General features: G+C 40.4%; 23 protein-coding genes and 2 pseudogenes. 19 read left to right on the top strand and 6 right to left on the bottom strand.

Annotation, left to right across the window (positions count from 1 at the left end):
- Positions 1 to 125: 125 nt before the first annotated feature.
- Genes HMPREF2805_RS06990 through abc-f form a run of 4 tightly spaced genes read left to right on the top strand, consistent with a single transcriptional unit; the run spans position 126 to position 3780 of the window.
- The gene (locus HMPREF2805_RS06990; protein WP_075231930.1) at positions 126 to 656 is read left to right on the top strand and encodes a YutD family protein; all 531 of its coding nucleotides are present in this window, start codon (positions 126 to 128) and stop codon (positions 654 to 656) included.
- Between the two features lie 20 nt (positions 657 to 676).
- Positions 677 to 1762 carry a dual-specificity RNA methyltransferase RlmN gene (gene rlmN, locus HMPREF2805_RS06985; RefSeq protein ID WP_075231929.1) on the top strand — a complete coding sequence of 362 codons (1086 nt, stop codon included), beginning with the start codon at positions 677 to 679 and terminating at the stop codon, positions 1760 to 1762.
- A gap of 1 nt (position 1763) precedes the next feature.
- Positions 1764 to 2237, top strand: coding sequence for a VanZ family protein (locus tag HMPREF2805_RS06980; protein ID WP_075231928.1), 474 nt, complete (start codon positions 1764 to 1766; stop codon positions 2235 to 2237).
- A 1-nt stretch (position 2238) separates the two neighbouring features.
- The gene (abc-f, locus tag HMPREF2805_RS06975) at positions 2239 to 3780 is read left to right on the top strand and encodes a ribosomal protection-like ABC-F family protein (RefSeq protein ID WP_049549120.1); all 1542 of its coding nucleotides are present in this window, start codon (positions 2239 to 2241) and stop codon (positions 3778 to 3780) included.
- A 53-nt stretch (positions 3781 to 3833) separates the two neighbouring features.
- Here the strand turns inward: abc-f and HMPREF2805_RS06970 are convergent, their stop codons facing one another.
- The 3 genes and pseudogenes from HMPREF2805_RS06970 to HMPREF2805_RS11540 all read right to left on the bottom strand — a co-directional run bounded on the left by HMPREF2805_RS06970 (position 3834) and on the right by HMPREF2805_RS11540 (position 5857).
- Complete coding sequence (locus HMPREF2805_RS06970) at positions 3834 to 4637, bottom strand: peptidylprolyl isomerase (protein ID WP_075231938.1); 804 nt, start codon at positions 4635 to 4637, stop codon at positions 3834 to 3836.
- An 81-nt stretch (positions 4638 to 4718) separates the two neighbouring features.
- On the bottom strand, positions 4719 to 4934 hold the full coding sequence (locus HMPREF2805_RS10750; protein ID WP_060956389.1) for a DUF2798 domain-containing protein: 216 nt from the start codon (positions 4932 to 4934) through the stop codon (positions 4719 to 4721).
- Positions 4935 to 5334: 400 nt separating this feature from the next.
- Positions 5335 to 5857 (bottom strand): annotated as a pseudogene (locus HMPREF2805_RS11540) (hypothetical protein).
- A gap of 166 nt (positions 5858 to 6023) precedes the next feature.
- On the opposite strand from HMPREF2805_RS11540, the gene rpsP reads away from it, so the two are divergent.
- From rpsP to HMPREF2805_RS06925, 7 genes and pseudogenes are all read left to right on the top strand, one after another.
- Positions 6024 to 6296, top strand: a complete 273-nt coding sequence (gene rpsP / locus HMPREF2805_RS06955) for a 30S ribosomal protein S16 (protein WP_000268760.1) — start codon at positions 6024 to 6026, stop codon at positions 6294 to 6296.
- Between the two features lie 19 nt (positions 6297 to 6315).
- On the top strand, positions 6316 to 6555 hold the full coding sequence (gene kphA, locus HMPREF2805_RS06950) for an RNA-binding protein KphA (RefSeq protein ID WP_000379617.1): 240 nt from the start codon (positions 6316 to 6318) through the stop codon (positions 6553 to 6555).
- A gap of 42 nt (positions 6556 to 6597) precedes the next feature.
- Positions 6598 to 6933: a MazG nucleotide pyrophosphohydrolase domain-containing protein gene (locus tag HMPREF2805_RS06945; RefSeq protein ID WP_049548818.1), complete on the top strand. Its 336-nt coding sequence runs from the start codon at positions 6598 to 6600 to the stop codon at positions 6931 to 6933.
- Between the two features lie 94 nt (positions 6934 to 7027).
- Positions 7028 to 7810, top strand: coding sequence for an alpha/beta fold hydrolase (locus tag HMPREF2805_RS06940; protein ID WP_049548819.1), 783 nt, complete (start codon positions 7028 to 7030; stop codon positions 7808 to 7810).
- A gap of 36 nt (positions 7811 to 7846) precedes the next feature.
- Positions 7847 to 8365 (top strand): ribosome maturation factor RimM, encoded by a 519-nt coding sequence (gene rimM / locus HMPREF2805_RS06935; RefSeq protein ID WP_075231926.1) that lies wholly within the window; start codon positions 7847 to 7849, stop codon positions 8363 to 8365.
- A pseudogene (gene trmD / locus HMPREF2805_RS06930) lies at positions 8355 to 9075 on the top strand (tRNA (guanosine(37)-N1)-methyltransferase TrmD). The gene rimM and the pseudogene trmD overlap by 11 nt, the downstream one beginning before the upstream one ends.
- Before the next feature lie 12 nt (positions 9076 to 9087).
- A complete protein-coding gene (locus tag HMPREF2805_RS06925) occupies positions 9088 to 9426 on the top strand; it encodes an ATP cone domain-containing protein (RefSeq protein ID WP_001196044.1) in 339 nt (112 codons plus the stop codon).
- Between the two features lie 30 nt (positions 9427 to 9456).
- On the opposite strand, the gene HMPREF2805_RS06920 is transcribed toward HMPREF2805_RS06925, so the two are convergent.
- A complete protein-coding gene (locus HMPREF2805_RS06920) occupies positions 9457 to 9777 on the bottom strand; it encodes a hypothetical protein (RefSeq protein WP_075231925.1) in 321 nt (106 codons plus the stop codon).
- A 95-nt stretch (positions 9778 to 9872) separates the two neighbouring features.
- Here HMPREF2805_RS06920 and HMPREF2805_RS06915 point away from each other — a divergent pair, with 95 nt between their 5' ends.
- Positions 9873 to 10088: a YdbC family protein gene (locus HMPREF2805_RS06915; protein ID WP_000807425.1), complete on the top strand. Its 216-nt coding sequence runs from the start codon at positions 9873 to 9875 to the stop codon at positions 10086 to 10088.
- Between the two features lie 57 nt (positions 10089 to 10145).
- On the opposite strand, the gene HMPREF2805_RS06910 is transcribed toward HMPREF2805_RS06915, so the two are convergent.
- Both HMPREF2805_RS06910 and gor read right to left on the bottom strand, forming a co-directional pair.
- Positions 10146 to 10685, bottom strand: coding sequence for a biotin transporter BioY (locus tag HMPREF2805_RS06910; RefSeq protein ID WP_075231924.1), 540 nt, complete (start codon positions 10683 to 10685; stop codon positions 10146 to 10148).
- A gap of 336 nt (positions 10686 to 11021) precedes the next feature.
- Entirely contained in the window at positions 11022 to 12368 is a 1347-nt protein-coding gene (gene gor, locus HMPREF2805_RS06905; RefSeq protein WP_075231923.1) for a glutathione-disulfide reductase, read from the bottom strand.
- Between the two features lie 240 nt (positions 12369 to 12608).
- Between gor and HMPREF2805_RS06900 the strand changes: the two genes are divergently transcribed.
- From HMPREF2805_RS06900 to HMPREF2805_RS06870, 7 genes are all read left to right on the top strand, one after another.
- On the top strand, positions 12609 to 13796 hold the full coding sequence (locus HMPREF2805_RS06900; protein ID WP_075231922.1) for an efflux RND transporter periplasmic adaptor subunit: 1188 nt from the start codon (positions 12609 to 12611) through the stop codon (positions 13794 to 13796).
- A complete protein-coding gene (locus tag HMPREF2805_RS06895; protein ID WP_075231921.1) occupies positions 13780 to 14481 on the top strand; it encodes an ABC transporter ATP-binding protein in 702 nt (233 codons plus the stop codon). The genes HMPREF2805_RS06900 and HMPREF2805_RS06895 overlap by 17 nt, the downstream gene beginning before the upstream one ends.
- 1 nt (position 14482) lies before the next feature.
- Positions 14483 to 15742 (top strand): ABC transporter permease, encoded by a 1260-nt coding sequence (locus HMPREF2805_RS06890; protein ID WP_075231920.1) that lies wholly within the window; start codon positions 14483 to 14485, stop codon positions 15740 to 15742.
- A gap of 134 nt (positions 15743 to 15876) precedes the next feature.
- Positions 15877 to 17874: a methionine--tRNA ligase gene (gene metG, locus HMPREF2805_RS06885; protein ID WP_075231919.1), complete on the top strand. Its 1998-nt coding sequence runs from the start codon at positions 15877 to 15879 to the stop codon at positions 17872 to 17874.
- 100 nt (positions 17875 to 17974) lie between these two features.
- On the top strand, positions 17975 to 18901 hold the full coding sequence (locus tag HMPREF2805_RS06880) for an aldo/keto reductase (protein WP_075231918.1): 927 nt from the start codon (positions 17975 to 17977) through the stop codon (positions 18899 to 18901).
- A gap of 97 nt (positions 18902 to 18998) precedes the next feature.
- Positions 18999 to 19235: a DUF2829 domain-containing protein gene (locus HMPREF2805_RS06875; RefSeq protein ID WP_000141913.1), complete on the top strand. Its 237-nt coding sequence runs from the start codon at positions 18999 to 19001 to the stop codon at positions 19233 to 19235.
- A complete protein-coding gene (locus HMPREF2805_RS06870; RefSeq protein WP_075231917.1) occupies positions 19228 to 19926 on the top strand; it encodes a 3-oxoacyl-ACP reductase in 699 nt (232 codons plus the stop codon). The genes HMPREF2805_RS06875 and HMPREF2805_RS06870 overlap by 8 nt, the downstream gene beginning before the upstream one ends.
- Positions 19927 to 19933 lie beyond the last annotated feature (7 nt).

Raw genomic sequence — 19933 nt, 5'->3', positions numbered from 1 at the left:
GACAAACGAATTTTTTAGATTAGATTCTTAAATCGTCAGACTTTTTTTATTTTAAGACTAAAAGTGAAAATATCCCGAAAATATGGTAAAATAGAGTGTTAAGAAATCGTTGAAAAAGGAAAATTATGCGTAAAGAGATTGCACCTGAATTATACAATTACAATAAATTCCCTGGTCCAGAGTTTCGTGTGACTGGATCTAGGGTCGAGGCTGAAGGTTTTGCTTTTACCTTGGTTGAAAATAGCAAGGATGCTTTTGATGTAACGGCTTTTACTCAACGTTTTTCAGAAGTTTTGACTAAGTTCGACTATATCGTAGGAGACTGGAGTAATGAACAGTTGCGCTTGCGAGGCTTTTATAAGAATGAACGCGCTGAAGAGTCTTTAGAAAAAATCAGTCGCTTGCAGGATTATCTACTAGAGTACTGTAGCTATGGTTGTGCCTATTTTGTCTTAGAAAACCAAGTGCCTAAGCGGGCGTCCTTTGACCAAAAAATGCGCAAAAAAGAGGAAGAAAAAGATTCTCGAAAAGGAAAGAAACCTTCTCAAAACAAGAAAAGAAATCATACAGATAAAAGAAATAGACGACGTTCAAAAGAACAAAAATCCCAGAAAGAAGACAAGGGGCAGCGTCATTTCGTCATTCGTCAGAAGTGAGTAGAAAATAAGGAGAAAAGATGAAACCGTCGATTTATAGTTTAACCCGCCAAGGGATGCAAGAATGGGCACTTGAACAGGGAGAAAAGAAATTCCGTGCAGATCAAATCTGGGAGTGGCTCTACCGTAAACGTGTTCAGTCTTTTGAGGAAATGACTAACTTGTCAAAGGATTTGATTGCCAAACTCAACGACCAGTTTGTGGTCAATCCCTTGAAACAACGCATCGTTCAAGAGTCAGCAGATGGGACAGTTAAGTACCTCTTTGAGTTGCCAGACGGTATGTTGATTGAGACTGTACTTATGCGTCAACATTATGGTTTGTCAGTCTGTGTAACCACTCAGGTAGGATGTAATATCGGTTGTACCTTCTGTGCATCAGGCTTGATCAAGAAGCAACGTGACCTTAATAACGGGGAAATCGTCGCTCAGATTATGCTGGTTCAAAAATATTTTGACGAGCGTGGACAGGACGAACGTGTTAGTCATATCGTTGTCATGGGTATCGGAGAACCATTTGATAACTACAATAATGTCTTGAACTTCATCCGTACCATCAATGATGACAAGGGAATGGCTATCGGTGCTCGCCATATCACAGTATCAACTTCAGGTTTGGCTCACAAGATTCGTGATTTTGCTAATGAAGGCGTACAGGTCAACCTTGCTGTCTCACTTCATGCGCCAAACAATGAACTTCGTTCAAGCATTATGAAGATTAACCGTGCCTTTCCGATTGAAAAACTCTTTGCAGCTATCGAGTATTACATAGAGACAACCAACCGCCGTGTGACTTTTGAGTATATCATGCTTAATGAAGTTAACGACGGAGTAGAACAAGCACTTGAGTTGGCAGAATTGCTTAAGAACATTAAGAAATTGTCTTATGTCAACTTGATTCCTTATAATCCAGTTAGTGAGCATGATCAGTATAGCCGAAGTCCTAAAGAGCGTGTCATGGCCTTCTATGATACACTCAAGAAAAAAGGTGTCAACTGTGTCGTTCGCCAGGAACATGGTACAGATATCGATGCGGCTTGTGGACAGTTGCGTTCAAATACCATGAAGCGTGATCGTCAAAAAGCAGTAGCTGAAGTAAATCCATAAGATGAGTCGAAAAACATTACTAAGCTTGGGAGTGCTTTTATACAGTCTTTGTATCTTCTGTTTTTGTTTTACTCCCCAGCCTCAACTTCCTACAGGAGTGGAAACTCCAGGTATTCAAACTTTTGGACGCCTGGTTTTTCTTTTGACGCCTTTTAACTCCCTTTGGAAACTAGGTGAAGTAACCAGCCTTCTGCAGCTATTCTGGATATTTTTGCAAAACGCTCTAAATATCCTCTTGCTCTTCCCGCTGATTTTCCAACTTCTCTTTCTCATTCCTAGTCTAAGAAATACTAAGAAAGTGATTTTGTTTAGCTTTTTATTGAGCTTGGGAATTGAATGCACGCAACTAGTTTTAGACTTTTTCTTGGACTTTAATCGGGTCTTTGAGATTGATGATTTGTGGACCAATACCTTGGGTGGCTACCTAGCTTGGCTCCTCTATAAACTACTACATAAAAACAAGATAAGGAATTAAAATGAGTATCTTAGAAGTTAAAAATTTGAGTCACGGTTTTGGTGACCGTGCGATTTTTGAAGATGTATCTTTCCGCCTCCTTAAAGGTGAACATATCGGCTTAGTTGGTGCCAATGGTGAAGGAAAATCAACCTTCATGAGCATCGTAACTGGTAAAATGTTACCTGATGAAGGTAAGGTGGAATGGTCTAAATATGTGACAGCTGGTTATCTGGACCAGCACGCTGTGCTCAAAGAAGGACAAACTGTGCGTGATGTCCTTCGTACTGCTTTTGATGAGTTATTTAAGGCAGAAGCACGTATCAATGAACTCTACATGGAAATGGCAGAAGAGGGCGCTGATATTGATGCCCTAATGGAAGAAGTCGGCGAACTTCAGGATCGTTTGGAAAGTCGTGACTTCTATACCTTGGATGCTAAGATTGACGAAGTTGCGCGTGCCCTTGGTGTCATGGATTATGGTATGGATACGGACGTAACAGCCTTATCTGGTGGACAAAGAACCAAGGTACTTTTAGCCAAACTTCTTCTTGAAAAGCCAGATATCTTGCTTTTGGATGAGCCTACCAACTATTTGGATGCCGAGCATATTGACTGGCTCAAGCGTTATCTTCAAAACTATGAAAATGCATTTGTTCTTATCTCTCACGATATTCCTTTCCTCAACGATGTGATCAATATCGTCTATCATGTAGAAAATCAACAGTTGACTCGCTACTCTGGGGATTACTACCAGTTCCAAGAAGTCTATGCCATGAAGAAATCGCAACTAGAGGCAGCCTATGAGCGTCAACAGAAAGAAATTGCTGACCTCAAGGATTTTGTGGCGCGAAACAAGGCGCGTGTTGCAACACGAAACATGGCCATGTCCCGCCAGAAGAAATTGGATAAGATGGACATTATCGAGCTTCAAAGTGAGAAACCAAAGCCGTCCTTTGATTTTAAACCAGCTCGTACACCTGGACGCTTTATCTTCCAAGCCAAGGACTTGCAGATTGGTTACGACCGCCCACTTACAAAACCATTAAATCTTACCTTTGAACGCAATCAGAAGGTTGCCATTATCGGTGCCAATGGTATCGGTAAAACAACCCTCTTGAAGTCTCTTTTGGGTATTATCCCGCCAATTGCTGGGGAAGTTGAACGCGGTGATTATCTAGAACTAGGATACTTTGAACAAGAAGTGGAAGGCGGTAACCGCCAAACACCATTAGAAGCAGTGTGGAATGCCTTTCCGGCTCTCAATCAAGCCGAAGTTCGTGCTGCCCTTGCCCGCTGTGGTCTGACGACTAAGCATATCGAAAGTCAAATTCAAGTTCTCTCTGGTGGTGAACAAGCCAAGGTTCGTTTCTGTCTCTTGATGAACCGTGAGAATAATGTCCTCGTTCTTGACGAGCCAACCAATCACTTGGATGTGGATGCTAAGGATGAACTCAAACGAGCTCTAAAAGAGTATAAGGGCTCTATCCTTATGGTTTGCCACGAACCAGACTTCTACGAAGGATGGATGGACCAAATCTGGGATTTTAACAACTTAACTTAAAATGAGAGTAAAAGAAATACAGTACCTAACGAGGATACTGTATTTTTTGGTTTTTAAGATTTAAAATTGTAGTCTTTCACTATTTCGATACTATCGATAGTGATAGCAGTAGTTGGTTTGTCTTTTTCGTCTTTTTCAGCTTTGGCAATCTTGTCAACAACATCCATACCGTCGATAACTTGACCAAAGACAGGATGTTTTCCGTCTAGACTAGGGTTCCCACCTTCTTTGTAGGCTTCGATAATTTTCTTTGGATAGCTACTTGTAGGAAGTTTGGCAGAAATGTCTGTTGTATTTTGGTTGATGAAGAACTGGCTACCATTGGAATTTGGTTGGCCAGTATTAGCCATGGAGAGAGAACCACGGATGTTATAGAGATATGGAGAGATTTCGCTCTTGAAACCAGTTCCATGGTCTTTAGTCTTGTCCTTATCGTGCCAGATGGATTCGCCACCTGTACCATCCCCTTTTGGATCACCAGTCTGAACCATAAAGCCATCAATCACTCGGTGGAAGGTAACGCCATTGTAGTAGCCTTCCTTAGCGTGAGTTAGGAAATTTTCAACCGCAAGAGGGGCTAGCTTTGGAAAGAGTTTGATACGGATATCTCCTTGACTTGTATGGAGAATGACTTCAGCCTCGTCTTCAGCAACTTCTTTAGATAGTTGTGGAAAATTGGCATTTTCATTTGTCAAGGCGTCTTTAAGATCCTTGGCAGATTGGGCAGCTGCTTTGGAACTTTCTTCGGCAGCCAAGCTAGAATCTACATAGTCATCGCCTCGCAGACTACGTTGGATACTGCTACATCCAGCAAGGGCAAAAGTTGAGATTAATAGAAGTGTTGCTATTTTTTTCATGGGAATCCTTTCAAAAATCATTTCTACCATTGTACCCTAATTGAAAGTGGATTTCAAATATTAGTAGTTTACAGAACTGGCTTAGATAATAGTTGGGATTTCATCATCATCTTGAAAATCTTCAACTTCTTCTTCCCCAGCAAATGGTTTCTGAAAAGAACTTAGTATAAAACGGGCAATTGGTCCGACAATTAGGAAGTTTAGAGGAAGAGCTGCAATAAAGTTTACGATCCAGGCACTTAGATAGGTCTTGGGTGTGATAGCAATGCCATTGTAGAAAAGTCCATAGAAGGACATGAAAGTGACCATGAGAACTGCCATTCCTCCAGAAATTGTAATGATTTTCTGCCAGCGTTTATGATGATCCTTGAGGATACGAAAGGCAATTGACTTAACGATTGGTCCAACAAGGATGACATCCAATAAAAAGGCTGTGACAAAACCAGGAATGTAACCAAGGGCTAAATGATGTAGTGAAAGTTGACCAACAATAAAAAGATTCCAAATAGACATACCGAGTACCATCATGGAACACATTAGTGTTGTAAATAAAAGAGCTTCTTTGAAATTTCTAGGCATTATAGTCTCCATTTCTTTTTGATTAGACATCAGTTTATCATAAAAAATTTTTCTCGTAAGTGAATTGATTAGATTTTTTTAGAAACTGTTTTCAAAAAAATCAACCTGACTTGGTTGATTAAAGATTCTTCTTTGGATGGCGGTCAATGATTGCTTGATGGTCTTTGAGTACCTGTTCTCTCCTTTTGGAGTTAGTCTATAACCGCGAATCGAGAAGTGACCAGTTAATTCTTCTTTTGAAAAATGGTCATGAAGGGCTTGATTCAGGTCGGCAGCCTTCATTTTAGAAAGTCCAGTAACTCCCTTCTTCTTCAGGATATTCTTTTTCAAGGTGCTATTTAGATGGTCAAGTGAGTCAAAAGCAGTTTCGACAAGAGCATAGCCTTTCTCAACAATCGTTTCTAATCAATGCCATAAGTGTACTCGAAGTATTTAGGAAACCAGGTTTCGGTGGTAAAAGTGCCAAACTGGATTCTCCATAGGAGAATGATATCTCCTGCTAGTAAATCATCTGCTAATAAGTCCATGTGTTATTTGGGAACGGGCTTGGGATTTAGTAGCCAAGCTTGGACATCACGATTTGGAGAGATGTAAGGTTTGACTTGATGGTCTTTGTAAATGTTCTCTATTGTAGTATTCATAAAGTTTCTCCTTCTATTTTTCCCTATTAGTCTAAAAAATTTAAAAATTTTATAGTCTGTCAAGTTTTTTTCTTGACACCTCTTAGAAATCTGCTATAATAGAACATGTGCTAAATAGCTCAGCTATTTCACCGAACTAAAAAATAAAAGAAAAGAGATATTAAAAATGGCAGTAAAAATCCGTTTGACTCGTATGGGTTCTAAGAAAAAACCTTTCTACCGTATTAACGTAGCAGATTCACGTTCACCACGTGATGGACGTTTCATCGAAACAGTTGGAACTTACAACCCACTTGTTGCTGAAAACCAAGTAACTTTGAAAGAAGACCGCGTTCTTGCATGGTTGGCTGATGGAGCTCAACCTTCAGATACAGTACGCAACATCCTTTCAAAAGAAGGCGTATTGAAAAAATTCCACGATTCTAAATTCTCTAAATAATTCTAAAGTAGGTTGACAGATGGATACGATTGAAAATCTCATTATTGCAATTGTGAAACCTTTGATTTCACAACCAGATGCCTTAACTATCAAGATTGAAGATACACCAGAATTTTTGGAGTATCATTTGGATCTTGACCAAAGCGATGTGGGTCGTGTGATTGGTCGTAAGGGTCGCACTATCTCTGCGATAAGAACGATTGTCTACTCTGTCCCAACTGAAGACAAAAAAGTAAGAATCGTTATTGACGAAAAATAAAAAAGCGGGACGGATGTCTCGCTTTTTTGCTAGGAGAAGGATATGAAGGATTTAACAGTTAGACAACTACAAGCCTATTTGCTAGAACATTACCAGCAATCTAGAACAGAAGAAGGGCTCTTTATAAAACTAGTTGAAGAAGTTGGTGAAGTAGCCGAGGTTTTAAATGGACGTTCTGGACGAAAAAAGGGAGTTCAGGACTCAAATGAGGAACTTGCTAAAGAACTTGCTGATATTATTCATTATACGGTTTCAATCGCAGCTATCAACGATATTGATCTAACCAAGACCATTTTTGAAAAAGATAAGAAAGCTGCCATCAAGTATCACCATGAACGAGATTTGGAAGGATATTTAGAAGCGGAAGGTCAGAACTAGCTTTTTTCTCCAACTTGTGAAAATACCTAGAACGTGATAAAATAAAGGATAAGGATTTTTAATAATTCATTATATAGAATGAGTGGATTTCTTTATGAAGAGGTTTGAAGTATCTACAGAAATCGGTAGTCTCTCTGTTACTTATCAAAAGCAAAAGAAAATGCTTGTTTGTCTAAATGGGGCAGGTTTGATACCAAGTTATGAAAATTTTTCACTTATACTTGAAAAACTTCCTCCCACAATTGGTTATTTGACAATTGATTTTCCAAATACAGGTAGGAGTTCGATTCAGAACCTAGCTGGAAAAAATCTTGACAATCTTGTAGATGCAGTTTATGAAATTCTTAAAAAACTAAATATTTCTGATTATGTACTTTGTGTTCATAGCTTGAGTGGAATCTTAGCTTGCAAATTGATGAACAAAGATTTTAATTGTCAAGCTTTAGTGGCGATTGAACCGACAACTAAAAAAGTAATGTTTGCTGATTTTTCAAAGAATCCTTATCCAGAAATGGAAAAGCAAATGAGACTGATTGAAGAATTCGGTCCTGAACTTTATTTTAAGAACTTAACTCAAACCACCTTTAGCCCTGAAATTAATAAAAAGATATGGGAATTAATGCAAGAAAAAGGCTCAGAGTTGGAATCTCAAGTTCCGGGCTTTCAGGTATCTGTTGAGATCACCAAGGAAGATTTTGAGGATGTGTCAATAACAGATCGTATCCCTGTATTTATTTTTTGTCAGGCTTATAGAGAAAAAGAGTACAGAGAATCAGAATATTGGACTTCTAAGACTAGACTTATTCTAAGTGGAAGTCATCATTATTTACAGTGGTCCGAATCAGAAAAAATTATAGATATTATTAAAAAATTGTAAGAAGAAAATGGAGATAAGGAAATTACAGGAGATCAAATGAACTATTTTAACGTTGGAAAAATCGTTAATACACAAGGTTTGCAAGGTGAGATGAGAGTCTTATCTGTGACGGATTTTTCGGAAGAACGCTTTAAAAAAGGTGCAGAACTGGCCTTGTTTGATGAGAAGGATCAATTTGTTAAAACAGTGACTATCGCAAGTCACCGTAAGCATAAAAACTTTGATATCATCAAATTTAAGGATATGTATCACATCAATGATATCGAAAAATACAAGGGCTACAGTTTGAAGGTTGCGGAAGAAAACCTTAATGACCTAGATGAGGGTGAATTTTACTATCACGAGATTATTGGACTAGAGGTCTACGAGGGTGACAACTTGATTGGAACCATTAAGGAAATTCTTCAACCAGGGGCCAATGATGTTTGGGTAGTTAAGCGTAAGGGAAAACGTGATCTGCTTTTACCATATATCCCACCAGTGGTTCTCAATGTTGATATTCCAAATAAACGGGTCGATGTGGAAATCTTAGAAGGGTTAGACGATGAAGATTGATATTTTAACCCTTTTTCCAGAGATGTTTTCTCCACTGGAGCACTCAATCGTTGGAAAGGCTCGTGAAAAAGGGCTCTTGGATATCCAGTATCATAATTTTCGAGAATATGCTGAAAAGGCCCGCCATGTCGACGATGAGCCTTACGGAGGCGGTCAGGGCATGTTGCTCCGTGCCCAACCCATTTTCGATGCCTTTTGATGCTATTGAAAAGAAGAATCCGCGCGTGATTCTTTTGGATCCTGCAGGTAAGCAGTTTGACCAGGCTTATGCTGAAGATTTAGCCAAAGAAGAGGAACTCATCTTTATCTGTGGTCACTACGAGGGCTATGATGAACGCATTAAGACCTTGGTAACAGATGAGATTTCCCTTGGTGATTATGTTCTAACTGGTGGAGAACTGGCAGCAATGACCATGATTGATGCGACGGTTCGCTTGATACCAGAAGTGATTGGGAAGGAAACCAGTCACCAAGATGATAGCTTCTCATCTGGGCTCCTCGAATATCCTCAGTACACACGTCCTTTTGATTATCGTGGGATGGTGGTTCCAGAAGTGCTTATGAGTGGGCACCATGAGAAGATTCGTCAATGGCGTCTCTATGAAAGTCTCAAAAAAACTTATGAGCGTAGACCAGATTTGTTGGAACATTACGAATTAACAGCAGAAGAAGCTAAAATGTTAGCAGACATTAAAGAAAATACAAATTAAAAGGAGAAGCTTATGCAAGTCATTAAACGTGATGGACAAGTTGCCGATTTTGATCCAGATAAAATCTATCAAGCCATTCTCAAAGCTGCGCAAACAGTTTATGTTTTGACAGATGATTTACGTCAAAATCTAGCTCAGGTAACTAAAAAAGTTGTCTTGGATCTAGAAGAAGCAAAAGTGGAGCGTGCCACTATCAGCATGATTCAATCAATGGTTGAGCATCGCTTGCTTGGCGCAGGCTACATTACCATCGCTGAACACTATATCTCTTACCGTTTGCAACGTGATTTAGAGAGAAGTGGTTACGGAGAACACATTGCTGTTCACCTTCATTTTGAACAAATTCGTTAATAGAAAAGAGTGAGATGATGAAAACTCATCTCACTCTTTCTTAAATCGATTTTTTTGGGCAGTTTGGACGGTTGAGGGAACAAAACTCACTTTCTGAATATCTGGGATTCGAATAATGCGGGTCACATTTTTTGCAAAATTTTTAACGATAATTTGCTGGCGGTCTGTATCATATTTGATGATATCCCCTGTAAAACTCGTATCGGAAAAAATAATGTGGACAGCAGTTTTTTTTAGAAGCGCCTCTTTAATGGCACTTGTCAGGGAGTCAGCTTTGGAATGATCTGGTTCTTCTCGTCCGTTGAGAAAGCCTTGGAATTTTTGTTGAATGTAGTTAAATAAATCTTTCATCGGAGCCTCCCTTCTTTTTACCATTATATACAATTTTAAAAAAATCTACAAGATTTTACGAATAATCAAGTGAAGACAATCAAAAGGAGAATACAATGGCAGAATTTACATTTGAAATCGAGGAACACTTACTTACGCTCTCAGAGAATGAAAAAGGTTGGACTAAGGAAATCAATCGTGTCAGCTTTAACGGAGCACCAGCAAAGTTTGACATTCGTGCTTGGAGTCCAGACCACACTAAGATGGGGAAAGGAATCACCCTTTCAAACGAAGAGTTTCAAGTGATGGTCGATGCCTTTAAAAATCAATAAGCAATCATATAAAAACAGACGAAAGGAGGTTGGGCGAAAATTCCCGACCTCCTTTCTTTATTTATGTGAAAAGTAGGGTTGATTACTAAGACGTTGAAGGAGTGGTCGTCCGATAAAACTAATGGCAATAATTTTTGCAAGATCAGGAATTATAAAGGGAATGACACCGACAGCCAGTGCCTTATCAAAAGGCATACCAGCGAGGAAGTGTAGGCTGAGGATACCACCGACAAAAACAAGTGAATCACCCAAGAGATTGGCTAGGAAAATACGTACAACACCACTATTTGTGTGTGTTAGATAAGATGCAAGTCCTGCATAGACTAGGTCAAACCAAAGATAACCAGCACTTGGTCCTACTAAAACATGGAAACCAGCTCCTCCACCAGCAAAGACAGGAAGACCAATGGCACCCAGTAAGAGATAGATTCCAACAGAGAGAACAGCTTCCCTAGGTCGAAAAACAGTAGCGATGAGTCCGATAGCAAAGTTTTGCAGAGTAAATGGTACAGGTCCAATTGGGATACTGATTTGGGCTAATACTGCAATCAGAGCAGCCCCGATAGCTGGAATAGCGTAAATATGTGCTTTTTTCATAATAGTTAACCTCTTTTGTAATTTATAGTAACTATTATACTTTAAGAAACACAATTGTCAACCTATTTTAAAAACAAAGGTTACAAATTTGTGGCGGTCGATTTAGAGAGAACCGGAGGCCAAGAGAGTTTTCAAAACACAGGTAAATCTTATCCGTAATAAAAAGACTAGCCTTATAGAGCTTGGCTACCATATAGTGAAAATTATTAGGAATCCTGATGGGATGCTATTTTTAAGTGTTTTATAATTTGCTCTAGTAAAAGAAAAAGATTGAAGAAAATAGTCCAAAATAGGCTTTTTCTTCAATCTGAGTGACCGTGATGGTCTCTTTTTGTATTAACGCATAGTCACAAATTCTTCTGAACCTGTAGGATGGATAGCGACTGTAGCATCAAAGTCTGCTTTTGTAGCGCCCATCTTGATAGCAACTGCGAAGCCTTGAATCATTTCATCGACGCCGTAGCCGATACCATGAAGGCCAACGACCTTTTCGTCCGCACCAGCTGTAACGAGCTTGAAGCGTGCTTCTTGACGGTGACTAGTAACTGCTGAATACATAGAAGCAAATTTTGAAGTATAAACTTTAATGTTTTCTTGTCCATACTCTTTGATGGCTTCTTCCTCAGTCAGGCCGACTGTTCCGATAGCTGGGTGTGAGAAGACAACAGTTGGAATAGTCGTGTAGTCCATTTTTGCATTGGTTTTTCCATTGAAAAGTCTTTCAGAGAGTGTACGCCCAGCTTTGATAGCGACAGGAGTCAGTTCCTTTTCGCCTGTGACATCTCCAAGAGCGTAGATACCTTCAACGACAGTATTTTGGTATTCATCAACCTGGATAAAGCCGCGTTCATTGAGGGTAACGCCTGCCTTTTCTAGCTGGAGTCCTTCAACGTTTGGACGGCGGCCAGTTGCCCAGATAACTTGACTGGCAGTATGAGTACTACCATCTTCGAAATGAATGGTAGTGCCTTGTTCAGTTTTTTCAAGTTTAGCAGGAACCTTATGGGTGTGGAGGTTTAATCCAGTATTTTCCATTTCTTGAACTAGACTATCAACAATATAACTATCAAATCCACGGAGCGGACGCTCGCGACGGACGAATAAATCTGTCTGCACACCAAGGGTATGGAGCACGCCAGCCAATTCGACAGCAATGTAACCTGCCCCAAGAATGGCTACAGATTCAGGTAACTCTTCCCAAGCAAAGACATCATCAGAACTACCACCTAGTTCAGCACCAGGAATGGCAGGAATATGAGGATGTGCCCCAGTCGCAATCACGATGTGCTTAGCTCGGATCAACTCTCCATTGACACTAACAGTATGAGCATCAACGAACTCGGCGCGTCCTTCAATCAAATCAACTCCGTTACGCTTAAAGCTTCCACCATAAGAAGAGCGAGCACGATCAATATAGGCTTCACGATTTTTACGAAGCCTTGAATAATCAAATTCAATACCAGTACTTGTAAAACCATAGTCAGGTCCATATTTGTGGATGCTCTCTGCGATTTGAGCTCCGTACCACATAATTTTCTTAGGAACGCAGCCAATATTGACACAGGTTCCACCTAATTTCTTTTCCTCAATAACTGCCGCTTTAGCACCATGTTCACCAGCACGATTCATGGTAGCAATACCCCCGCTACCTCCTCCAATGGCGATAATATCGTATTCTCTCATAGAAAGCTCCTTTGTTGTTTTCTAGTCATATTCTATCTTTTTTTGGAGGTCAATGCAAAAATCTGCTACGCTTAAAAATTTTTAAGAAAATGCTTGCAAAAATAAAAAAGAAAGTGTATTGTATAACTAATACAACAATAAAAGATTTAGCAAATGTTTTTGGATAATGAGAAATAAATTGTTCATTTTTAGGATATGTGCTATAATCTTAACATATATATTTATAAAAGGGGTATTGCTATGAAAAGAAAGTCAAAAGCTAAGAAATGGCCTTTATTTACTGCTATTGGAGTGGCGTCAGTATTTGTAGTGGGAGCAGCAGCTGTTCTTCTGTTAAGACAACCAAATCAAGATGCAGCAAAAGATGAAACTGCTAAGATAGTCCTTGCCAAAGAGGGGTCTGTGGCATCTTCAGTTCTTTTATCAGGTACAGTAACTGCTCAAAAAGAACAATATGTTTATTTTGATGGCAGCAAGGGAGATTTGGATGAGGTTCTAGTTTCAGTTGGTGATAAGGTAAGCGAGGGCCAAGCCTTAGTCAAGTATAGTAGCACAGAAGCCCAGGCTGCCTATGATGCTGCCAGTCGTGCAGTTGCTAAAGCTGACCGTCATATCAATGATCTGAATGAGTCTCGAAATACTGCTGCAGCAACACCTAGCCTTCCGCAAGCAGGTCTAGAAGGAGCAACTGGACAAGCAGCAGCTCAGTCATCAAGTTCTGCCACAGCTGCTATTGATTCTCAAATCAGCGATGCTCGTGATGTGCGTGCAGATGCAGAAGCGCAACTTGAAAAAGCTCAAGCCCAGTTGAATGCTGCTACGGTATTGAGTACGGTGGAGGGAACAGTTGTTGAAGTGAATCGTAACGTTTCAAAATCTCCAACAGGAAATAGTCAAGTTTTGGTTCATATCGTAAGTAACGATAACTTGCAGGTCAAGGGAGAGCTTTCTGAGTACAACCTTGCCAATCTATCTGTAGGTCAAGAAGTCACTTTCACTTCCAAGGTTTACCCAGATAAAACTTGGAATGGTAAGATTAGCTATATTTCAAATTATCCAAAAAATAACAGTGAAGCAAGTAGTAGCTTGGCTGGTTCAAACACAGGGTCTAAATATCCATATACAGTCGATGTAACTAGTGAAATCGGTGATTTGAAACAGGGCTTTACAGTCAGTGTCGAAGTGAAAAGCACTAGCAAAGCATTGATTGTTCCGATCACCAGCGTAGTCATGGAAGAAGAGAAAAACTATGTTTGGATCCTTGATGAAAATCAAAAGGCCAAAAAAGTTGAAGTTGGATTGGGCAATGCAGATGCAGAAAATCAAGAAATCACATCTGGTCTGACAGATGGAGCAAAAGTCATCAGTAATCCGACAGCTTCCTTGCAAGAAGGAAAAGAGGTGAAGACTGATGAAGCAACTAATTAGCCTTAAAAATATTTGCCGTAGCTATCGAAATGGTGACCAAGAACTTCAAGTCCTTAAAAACATTAACCTAGAAGTTCAAGAGGGAGAATTTGTAGCTATCATGGGACCATCCGGTTCAGGTAAGTCAACCCTCATGAACACCATTGGGATGTTGGATACTCCTACAAGTGGTCAGTATTTTCTAGATGGCAAAGAAGTAGCTGGTCTGGGTGAAAAACAATTAGCCAAGGTTCGAAATCAAGAAATCGGCTTCGTCTTTCAACAATTCTTTCTCTTGTCTAAAATGAATGCCCTCCAAAATGTGGAACTTCCTCTGATTTATGCAGGAGTTGGTGCTTCAAAACGTCGCAAATTAGCAGAAGAGTATCTGGAAAAGGTTGAGTTGACTGAGCGTAGCCATCACTTACCTTCGGAGTTGTCAGGTGGTCAGAAGCAAAGAGTTGCCATAGCGCGTGCACTTGTTAACAATCCTTCGATTATCTTGGCAGATGAGCCTACTGGAGCCCTTGATACTAAAACAGGAAACCAGATCATGCAGCTCTTGGTTGAATTAAACAAAGAAGGAAAAACCATCATTATGGTTACGCATGAGCCTGAAATTGCCGCCTACGCCAAGCGTCAGATCGTCATCCGCGATGGAGTCATTTCATCTGATAGCGCCCAAGTAGAAAAGGAGGAAAACTAAGATGCAGAATCTGAAATTTGCCTTTTCATCTATCATGGCCCACAAGATGCGTTCCTTCCTGACCATGATTGGTATCATCATCGGTGTTTCCTCCGTTGTCGTTATCATGGCCTTGGGTGACTCTATGTCTCGACAGGTCAATAAAAACATGACCAAGTCTCAAAAAGACATCCATGTCTTCTTCTCACCTACCAAGAGTAAGGACGGTTCCTTTACACAAAGACAATCTGCACTGACCTTGTCTGGCGGTCAAGAAGAAGATTTTGTTGAACCACCAAAACCTCAAGAAGCTTGGGTTAAGGAAGCTGCAAAGCTTAAGGGAGTAGATAGTTATTACGTAACCAACTCAGCCAATGTCACCTTGACTTATAAGGATAAAAAGGTCGAACACGCTAACATGACGGGTGGGAATGTCACCTATATGGATGCGGTCGAAAATGAAATCATTGCAGGTCGAAGTCTTAGAGCACAAGATTATAAGGACTTTGCAAACGTGATCATTTTAGATGAAGAACTAGCCAATAGCCTTTTTGGTTCAGCACAAGAAGCACTCAACCAAATTGTTGAAGTAAATGAAATCAGTTACCGTGTTATTGGTGTTTATGCAAGTAAAGAAGCCAAGGCAGTCAAAGCCTTTGGAGTCGGAGGACTACCAATCACGACCAATATTTCCTTAGCAGCTAATTTTAACACAGATGAGATTTCAAATATTGTCTTCCGTGTCAATGATACTAGCTTAACCCAGACTTTGGGACCAGAGTTGGCAAGAAGAATGACAGAGATTGCAGGTCTTCAACAAGGGGAATATCAAGTTGCAGATGCGTCTGCAGCCTTCCACGAAGTTCAACAACTCTTTGGCTTTATAACTACCATTATTAGTGCTATTGCAGGGATTTCCCTTTTTGTCGGTGGTACTGGTGTTATGAACATTATGCTTGTTTCGGTGACAGAGCGTACCCGCGAGATTGGTCTACGAAAAGCACTGGGAGCTACACGGGCTAATATTCTGGTTCAGTTTTTGATTGAATCCATGATTCTAACCTTGTTAGGAGGGGTCATCGGTCTTGTGCTGGCTGCAGGGGTGACTATGCTTGCAGGTGTCCTTCTTCAAAACATGATTGCAGGAATCGAAGTTGGAGTATCTATCCCAATCGCTCTCTTTAGTTTAGCGGTCTCAGCTGGTATTGGTATGATATTTGGTGTTCTACCAGCCAATAAGGCTTCTAAGCTCGATCCGATTGAAGCACTTCGTTATGAATAAGATTATCAAGATGAAAAACAAGATGGACATTAGTCTATCTTGTTTTTGTATGGATTTCCTTATCGAAAATCATCAAAATATGATATAATGAAGTGTTAGAAAAACAGGTTTCATTTGCCTGGAAAGGAAATATTATGTCTGAAAAGAATTTTTATATTACAACACCGATTTACTATCCATCTGGTAAACTTCATATCGGTTCTGCCTACACTACCATCGCATGTGATGTCCTAGCACGTTACAAACGCCTGATGGGCTACGATGTCTTTTATTTGACTGGTCTTGATGAACATGGTCAAAAAATCCAGCAAAAGGCAGAAGAAGCTGGTATCACACCTCAAGCCTATGTTGATGGCATGGTAGTTGGAGTTAAAGAACTCTGGCAATTACTGGATATCTCATATGATAAATTTATCCGTACCACAGACGATTACCATGAAAAAGTGGTAGCGCAAGTTTTTGAACGCTTGCTTGCTCAAGATGATATTTACTTGGGTGAATACTCTGGTTGGTATTCAGTTTCAGATGAGGAATTCTTTACAGAAAGTCAACTTGCGGAAGTTTTCCGTGATGAAGCTGGAAATGTAACTGGTGGTATCGCTCCATCAGGCCACGAAGTGGAATGGGTTTCAGAAGAGTCTTACTTCCTTCGCCTCAGCAAATACCAAGACCGCTTGGTCGAATTTTTCAAATCACATCCTGACTTCATCACTCCTGATGGTCGTCTCAATGAAATGCTGCGTAACTTCATTGAGCCAGGTTTGGAAGACTTAGCAGTATCTCGTACAACCTTTACCTGGGGTGTACCAGTCCTATCAAATCCAAAACACGTTGTCTACGTTTGGATCGATGCCCTTCTTAACTATGCGACAGCTCTTGGTTATGGTCAAGATGAACATGGTAACTTTGATAAGTTCTGGAATGGAACAGTCTTCCATATGGTTGGGAAAGACATCCTTCGTTTCCACTCCATCTACTGGCCAATCCTTCTTATGATGTTGGATGTTAAATTACCTGACCGCTTGATTGCCCATGGTTGGTTTGTCATGAAAGACGGTAAGATGTCTAAGTCTAAAGGGAATGTCGTTTATCCTGAAATGCTGGTAGAGCGCTATGGTCTCGATCCACTTCGTTACTACCTCATGCGTAGCCTTCCAGTTGGTTCAGACGGAACCTTCACTCCAGAGGACTATGTAGGGCGTATCAACTATGAATTAGCAAATGACCTCGGAAACCTCCTCAACCGTACGGTTTCAATGATTAACAAGTACTTTGATGGTCAAATTCCTGCCTATGTAGAAGGTGTGACAGAATTTGACAATGCTCTTGCTGACGTTGCAGAACAATCAATCGCTGACTACCATACCTACATGGAAGCAGTTGACTATCCACGTGCACTTGAAGCAGTCTGGACTCTTATCTCACGTACAAATAAATACATCGATGAGACAGCTCCATGGGTACTGGCTAAGGACGAAGCGCACCGTGACCAATTGGCAAGTGTGATGAGCCACTTGGCAGCTAGCCTTCGTGTCGTAGCTCACTTGATTGAGCCATTTATGATGGAAACTAGTCGTGCAGTCTTGACTCAACTTGGTCTAGCAGAAGTTTCTAGCCTTGAAAACTTAAATCTAGCAGACTTTCCTGCAGGTGTAACAGTAGTTGCTAAAGGAACACCAATCTTCCCACGTTTGGATATGGAAGAAGAAATCGCCTATATCAAGGAACAAATGGAAGGCAACAAGCCAGCTGTCGAAAAAGAATGGAATCCAGATGAAGTTGAACTCAAGCTTAACAAGGAAGAAATCAAGTTTGAAGACTTCGACAAGGTTGAAATACGTGTCGCAGAAGTCAAAGAAGTGTCCAAAGTAGAAGGTTCTGATAAGTTACTTCAATTCCGCTTGGATGCTGGAGATGGTGAAGATCGTCAAATCCTTTCAGGTATTGCAAAATACTATCCAAACGAACAAGAATTGGTCGGCAAGAAAGTCCAAATCGTTGCCAACCTCAAATCACGTAAAATGATGAAAAAATATGTCAGCCAAGGGATGATCCTCTCAGCTGAACATGATGGCAAATTAACCCTTCTCACAGTTGATCCGTCTGTACCAAACGGAAGTGTGATTGGATAAGATTTAAAAGGACCAGTTTAAGCTGGTTCTTTTCTTTTGTGAGATAGCAGTTGATAAAAGTGTCATTCTGCTTTATAATGAAGAAAACGGAGGTAGCTGTATGAAATACATTACATTTGGTCAAGAGAAAAGAGAACTATCCGAAATCGTTCTAGGAATGATGCGAATCAGTGACAAGTCGGTCAAAGAAGTTGAAGAGCTGGTAGAAACAGCCCTATCTGTGGGAATCAACGCCTTTGACTTGGCAGATATCTATGGTGGAGGTCGTTGTGAAGGATTACTGGGTCAAGTGTTAAACAATCGTCCTGACCTGCGAGAAAAGATGTGGATCCAGTCCAAGTGTGGTATTCGCATTGAAGAATTTACTTATTTTGATTTTTCAAAAGATTATATTCTAGAATCAGTTGATGGAATTCTAAAAAGATTGCAGGTTGATTATCTAGATAGCTTGCTTCTCCATCGTCCAGATGCTTTGATGGAAGCTGATCAAGTGGCTCAAGCCTTTGAAATTCTACACAAATCAGGTAAAGTTCTAGACTTCGGCGTTTCCAATCAAAATCCAATGATGATGGAATTACTGAAGAAAGAGGTCAAACAACCTTTATCTATCAATCAATTACAACTAAGTGCAGCTTTCACGCCAGGATTTGAATCAGGTTTCCATGTCAATATGGAAGGTGACAAGGCAGCTGTGCGTGATGGTAGCGTCTTTGAATACTGCAAATTAAACGACATGGTTATTCAGGCCTGGTCAGTCTTGCAGTTCGGATATTTCAAAGGGAATTTTGTCGGCAATGGGAAGTTCAAACAACTAAACCAAGTCCTAAATCGATTAGCCTTAAAATACGGTGTGAGCCCTTCAGCTATTGCTATCGCTTGGGTGTTACGCTATCCAGCTAAGATGCAGGCAGTAGTAGGAACAACTAACCCTAAACATTTGATAGAAGCAAGCCAAGCAAGTAATGTCAACTTAACTCGAAAAGAATGGTATGAGATTTACCTAGCAGCAGGGAATGATTTGCCGTAGGAAAAAATGCATTTTAAGAAATCACAGTCAAAAAGCCGTTGGAAACGGTTTTTTGTTATAATGAAATTAAGATTTATAGATAACAAAGGAGAAAAACATGACATTTGAAGAAATTTTACCTGGACTAAAGGCTAAGAAGAAATACGTGCGTACTGGCTGGGGTGGGGCTGAAAACTATGTGCAGCTTTTTGATACCATCGAGCAAAATGGCGTCGCCCTTGAAGTGACACCCTATTTCCTCATCAACGTATCTGGTGAAGGAGAAGGTTTTTCTATGTGGAGTCCAACTCCTTGTGATGTCTTGGCAACGGATTGGGTGGAAGTCCATGACTAAACGTGTATTGATTACAGGCGTTAGCTCAGGGATTGGTCTGGCTCAAGCTCGACTCTTTTTAGAAAAAGGTTGTCAGGTTTTTGGAGTGGATCAGGGTGAAAATCCTGATTTACAGGGTGACTTTCACTTTTTACAACGTGATTTAACGCTTGACTTGGAACCAATTTTTGACTGGTGCTCTCAGGTGGATATTTTGTGTAACACAGCTGGGGTTTTGGATGATTACAAGCCATTACTAGAACAAACAGCCCAAGAAATCCAAGAGATTTTTGAAATCAACTATGTGACTCCAGTAGAGCTGACTCGTTATTATTTGATGAACATGTTGGAAAATAAGCGAGGGATCATCATCAATATGTGCTCCATTGCTTCAAGTCTGGCAGGCGGGGGTGGTCACGCCTATACCTCGTCCAAACATGCCTTGGCTGGTTTTACCAAACAATTAGCTCTAGACTATGCTGAAGCTGGGATCCAGATCTTTGGGATTGCTCCTGGTGCTGTTAAAACTGGTATGACAGCAGCTGACTTTGAGCCAGGTGGTCTGGCAGACTGGGTAGCCAGTGAAACACCCATCAAACGCTGGATTGAGCCAGAGGAAGTGGCAGAAGTCAGCCTCTTTTTGGCCAGTGGAAAGGCATCTGCCATGCAAGGGCAAATCCTGACGATTGATGGTGGATGGAGCTTGAAGTAGCAGAGTT

The organism is Streptococcus sp. HMSC034E03, assembly GCF_001811505.1.
Classification (GTDB): domain Bacteria; phylum Bacillota; class Bacilli; order Lactobacillales; family Streptococcaceae; genus Streptococcus.
Note: the sequence above shows the minus strand (reverse complement) of the source record. Positions and strands in the feature narration are given on the sequence as shown.

Bases quoted from the DNA above. Each gene is read 5' to 3' on its own strand.
- kphA (WP_000379617.1), top strand. From the start codon at position 6,316: ATGGATACGATTGAAAATCTCATTATTGCAATTGTGAAACCTTTGATT.
- HMPREF2805_RS06940 (WP_049548819.1), top strand. From the start codon at position 7,028: ATGAAGAGGTTTGAAGTATCTACAGAAATCGGTAGTCTCTCTGTTACT.
- HMPREF2805_RS06890 (WP_075231920.1), top strand. From the start codon at position 14,483: ATGCAGAATCTGAAATTTGCCTTTTCATCTATCATGGCCCACAAGATG.
- rlmN (WP_075231929.1), top strand. From the start codon at position 677: ATGAAACCGTCGATTTATAGTTTAACCCGCCAAGGGATGCAAGAATGG.
- HMPREF2805_RS06895 (WP_075231921.1), top strand. From the start codon at position 13,780: ATGAAGCAACTAATTAGCCTTAAAAATATTTGCCGTAGCTATCGAAAT.
- HMPREF2805_RS06925 (WP_001196044.1), top strand. From the start codon at position 9,088: ATGCAAGTCATTAAACGTGATGGACAAGTTGCCGATTTTGATCCAGAT.
- HMPREF2805_RS06875 (WP_000141913.1), top strand. From the start codon at position 18,999: ATGACATTTGAAGAAATTTTACCTGGACTAAAGGCTAAGAAGAAATAC.
- HMPREF2805_RS10750 (WP_060956389.1), bottom strand. From the start codon at position 4,934: ATGTCCTTCTATGGACTTTTCTACAATGGCATTGCTATCACACCCAAG.
- HMPREF2805_RS06900 (WP_075231922.1), top strand. From the start codon at position 12,609: ATGAAAAGAAAGTCAAAAGCTAAGAAATGGCCTTTATTTACTGCTATT.
- gor (WP_075231923.1), bottom strand. From the start codon at position 12,368: ATGAGAGAATACGATATTATCGCCATTGGAGGAGGTAGCGGGGGTATT.
- rimM (WP_075231926.1), top strand. From the start codon at position 7,847: ATGAACTATTTTAACGTTGGAAAAATCGTTAATACACAAGGTTTGCAA.
- abc-f (WP_049549120.1), top strand. From the start codon at position 2,239: ATGAGTATCTTAGAAGTTAAAAATTTGAGTCACGGTTTTGGTGACCGT.
- HMPREF2805_RS06880 (WP_075231918.1), top strand. From the start codon at position 17,975: ATGAAATACATTACATTTGGTCAAGAGAAAAGAGAACTATCCGAAATC.
- metG (WP_075231919.1), top strand. From the start codon at position 15,877: ATGTCTGAAAAGAATTTTTATATTACAACACCGATTTACTATCCATCT.
- HMPREF2805_RS06870 (WP_075231917.1), top strand. From the start codon at position 19,228: ATGACTAAACGTGTATTGATTACAGGCGTTAGCTCAGGGATTGGTCTG.
- HMPREF2805_RS06990 (WP_075231930.1), top strand. From the start codon at position 126: ATGCGTAAAGAGATTGCACCTGAATTATACAATTACAATAAATTCCCT.
- HMPREF2805_RS06970 (WP_075231938.1), bottom strand. From the start codon at position 4,637: ATGAAAAAAATAGCAACACTTCTATTAATCTCAACTTTTGCCCTTGCT.
- HMPREF2805_RS06915 (WP_000807425.1), top strand. From the start codon at position 9,873: ATGGCAGAATTTACATTTGAAATCGAGGAACACTTACTTACGCTCTCA.
- rpsP (WP_000268760.1), top strand. From the start codon at position 6,024: ATGGCAGTAAAAATCCGTTTGACTCGTATGGGTTCTAAGAAAAAACCT.
- HMPREF2805_RS06920 (WP_075231925.1), bottom strand. From the start codon at position 9,777: ATGAAAGATTTATTTAACTACATTCAACAAAAATTCCAAGGCTTTCTC.
- HMPREF2805_RS06980 (WP_075231928.1), top strand. From the start codon at position 1,764: ATGAGTCGAAAAACATTACTAAGCTTGGGAGTGCTTTTATACAGTCTT.
- HMPREF2805_RS06910 (WP_075231924.1), bottom strand. From the start codon at position 10,685: ATGAAAAAAGCACATATTTACGCTATTCCAGCTATCGGGGCTGCTCTG.
- HMPREF2805_RS06945 (WP_049548818.1), top strand. From the start codon at position 6,598: ATGAAGGATTTAACAGTTAGACAACTACAAGCCTATTTGCTAGAACAT.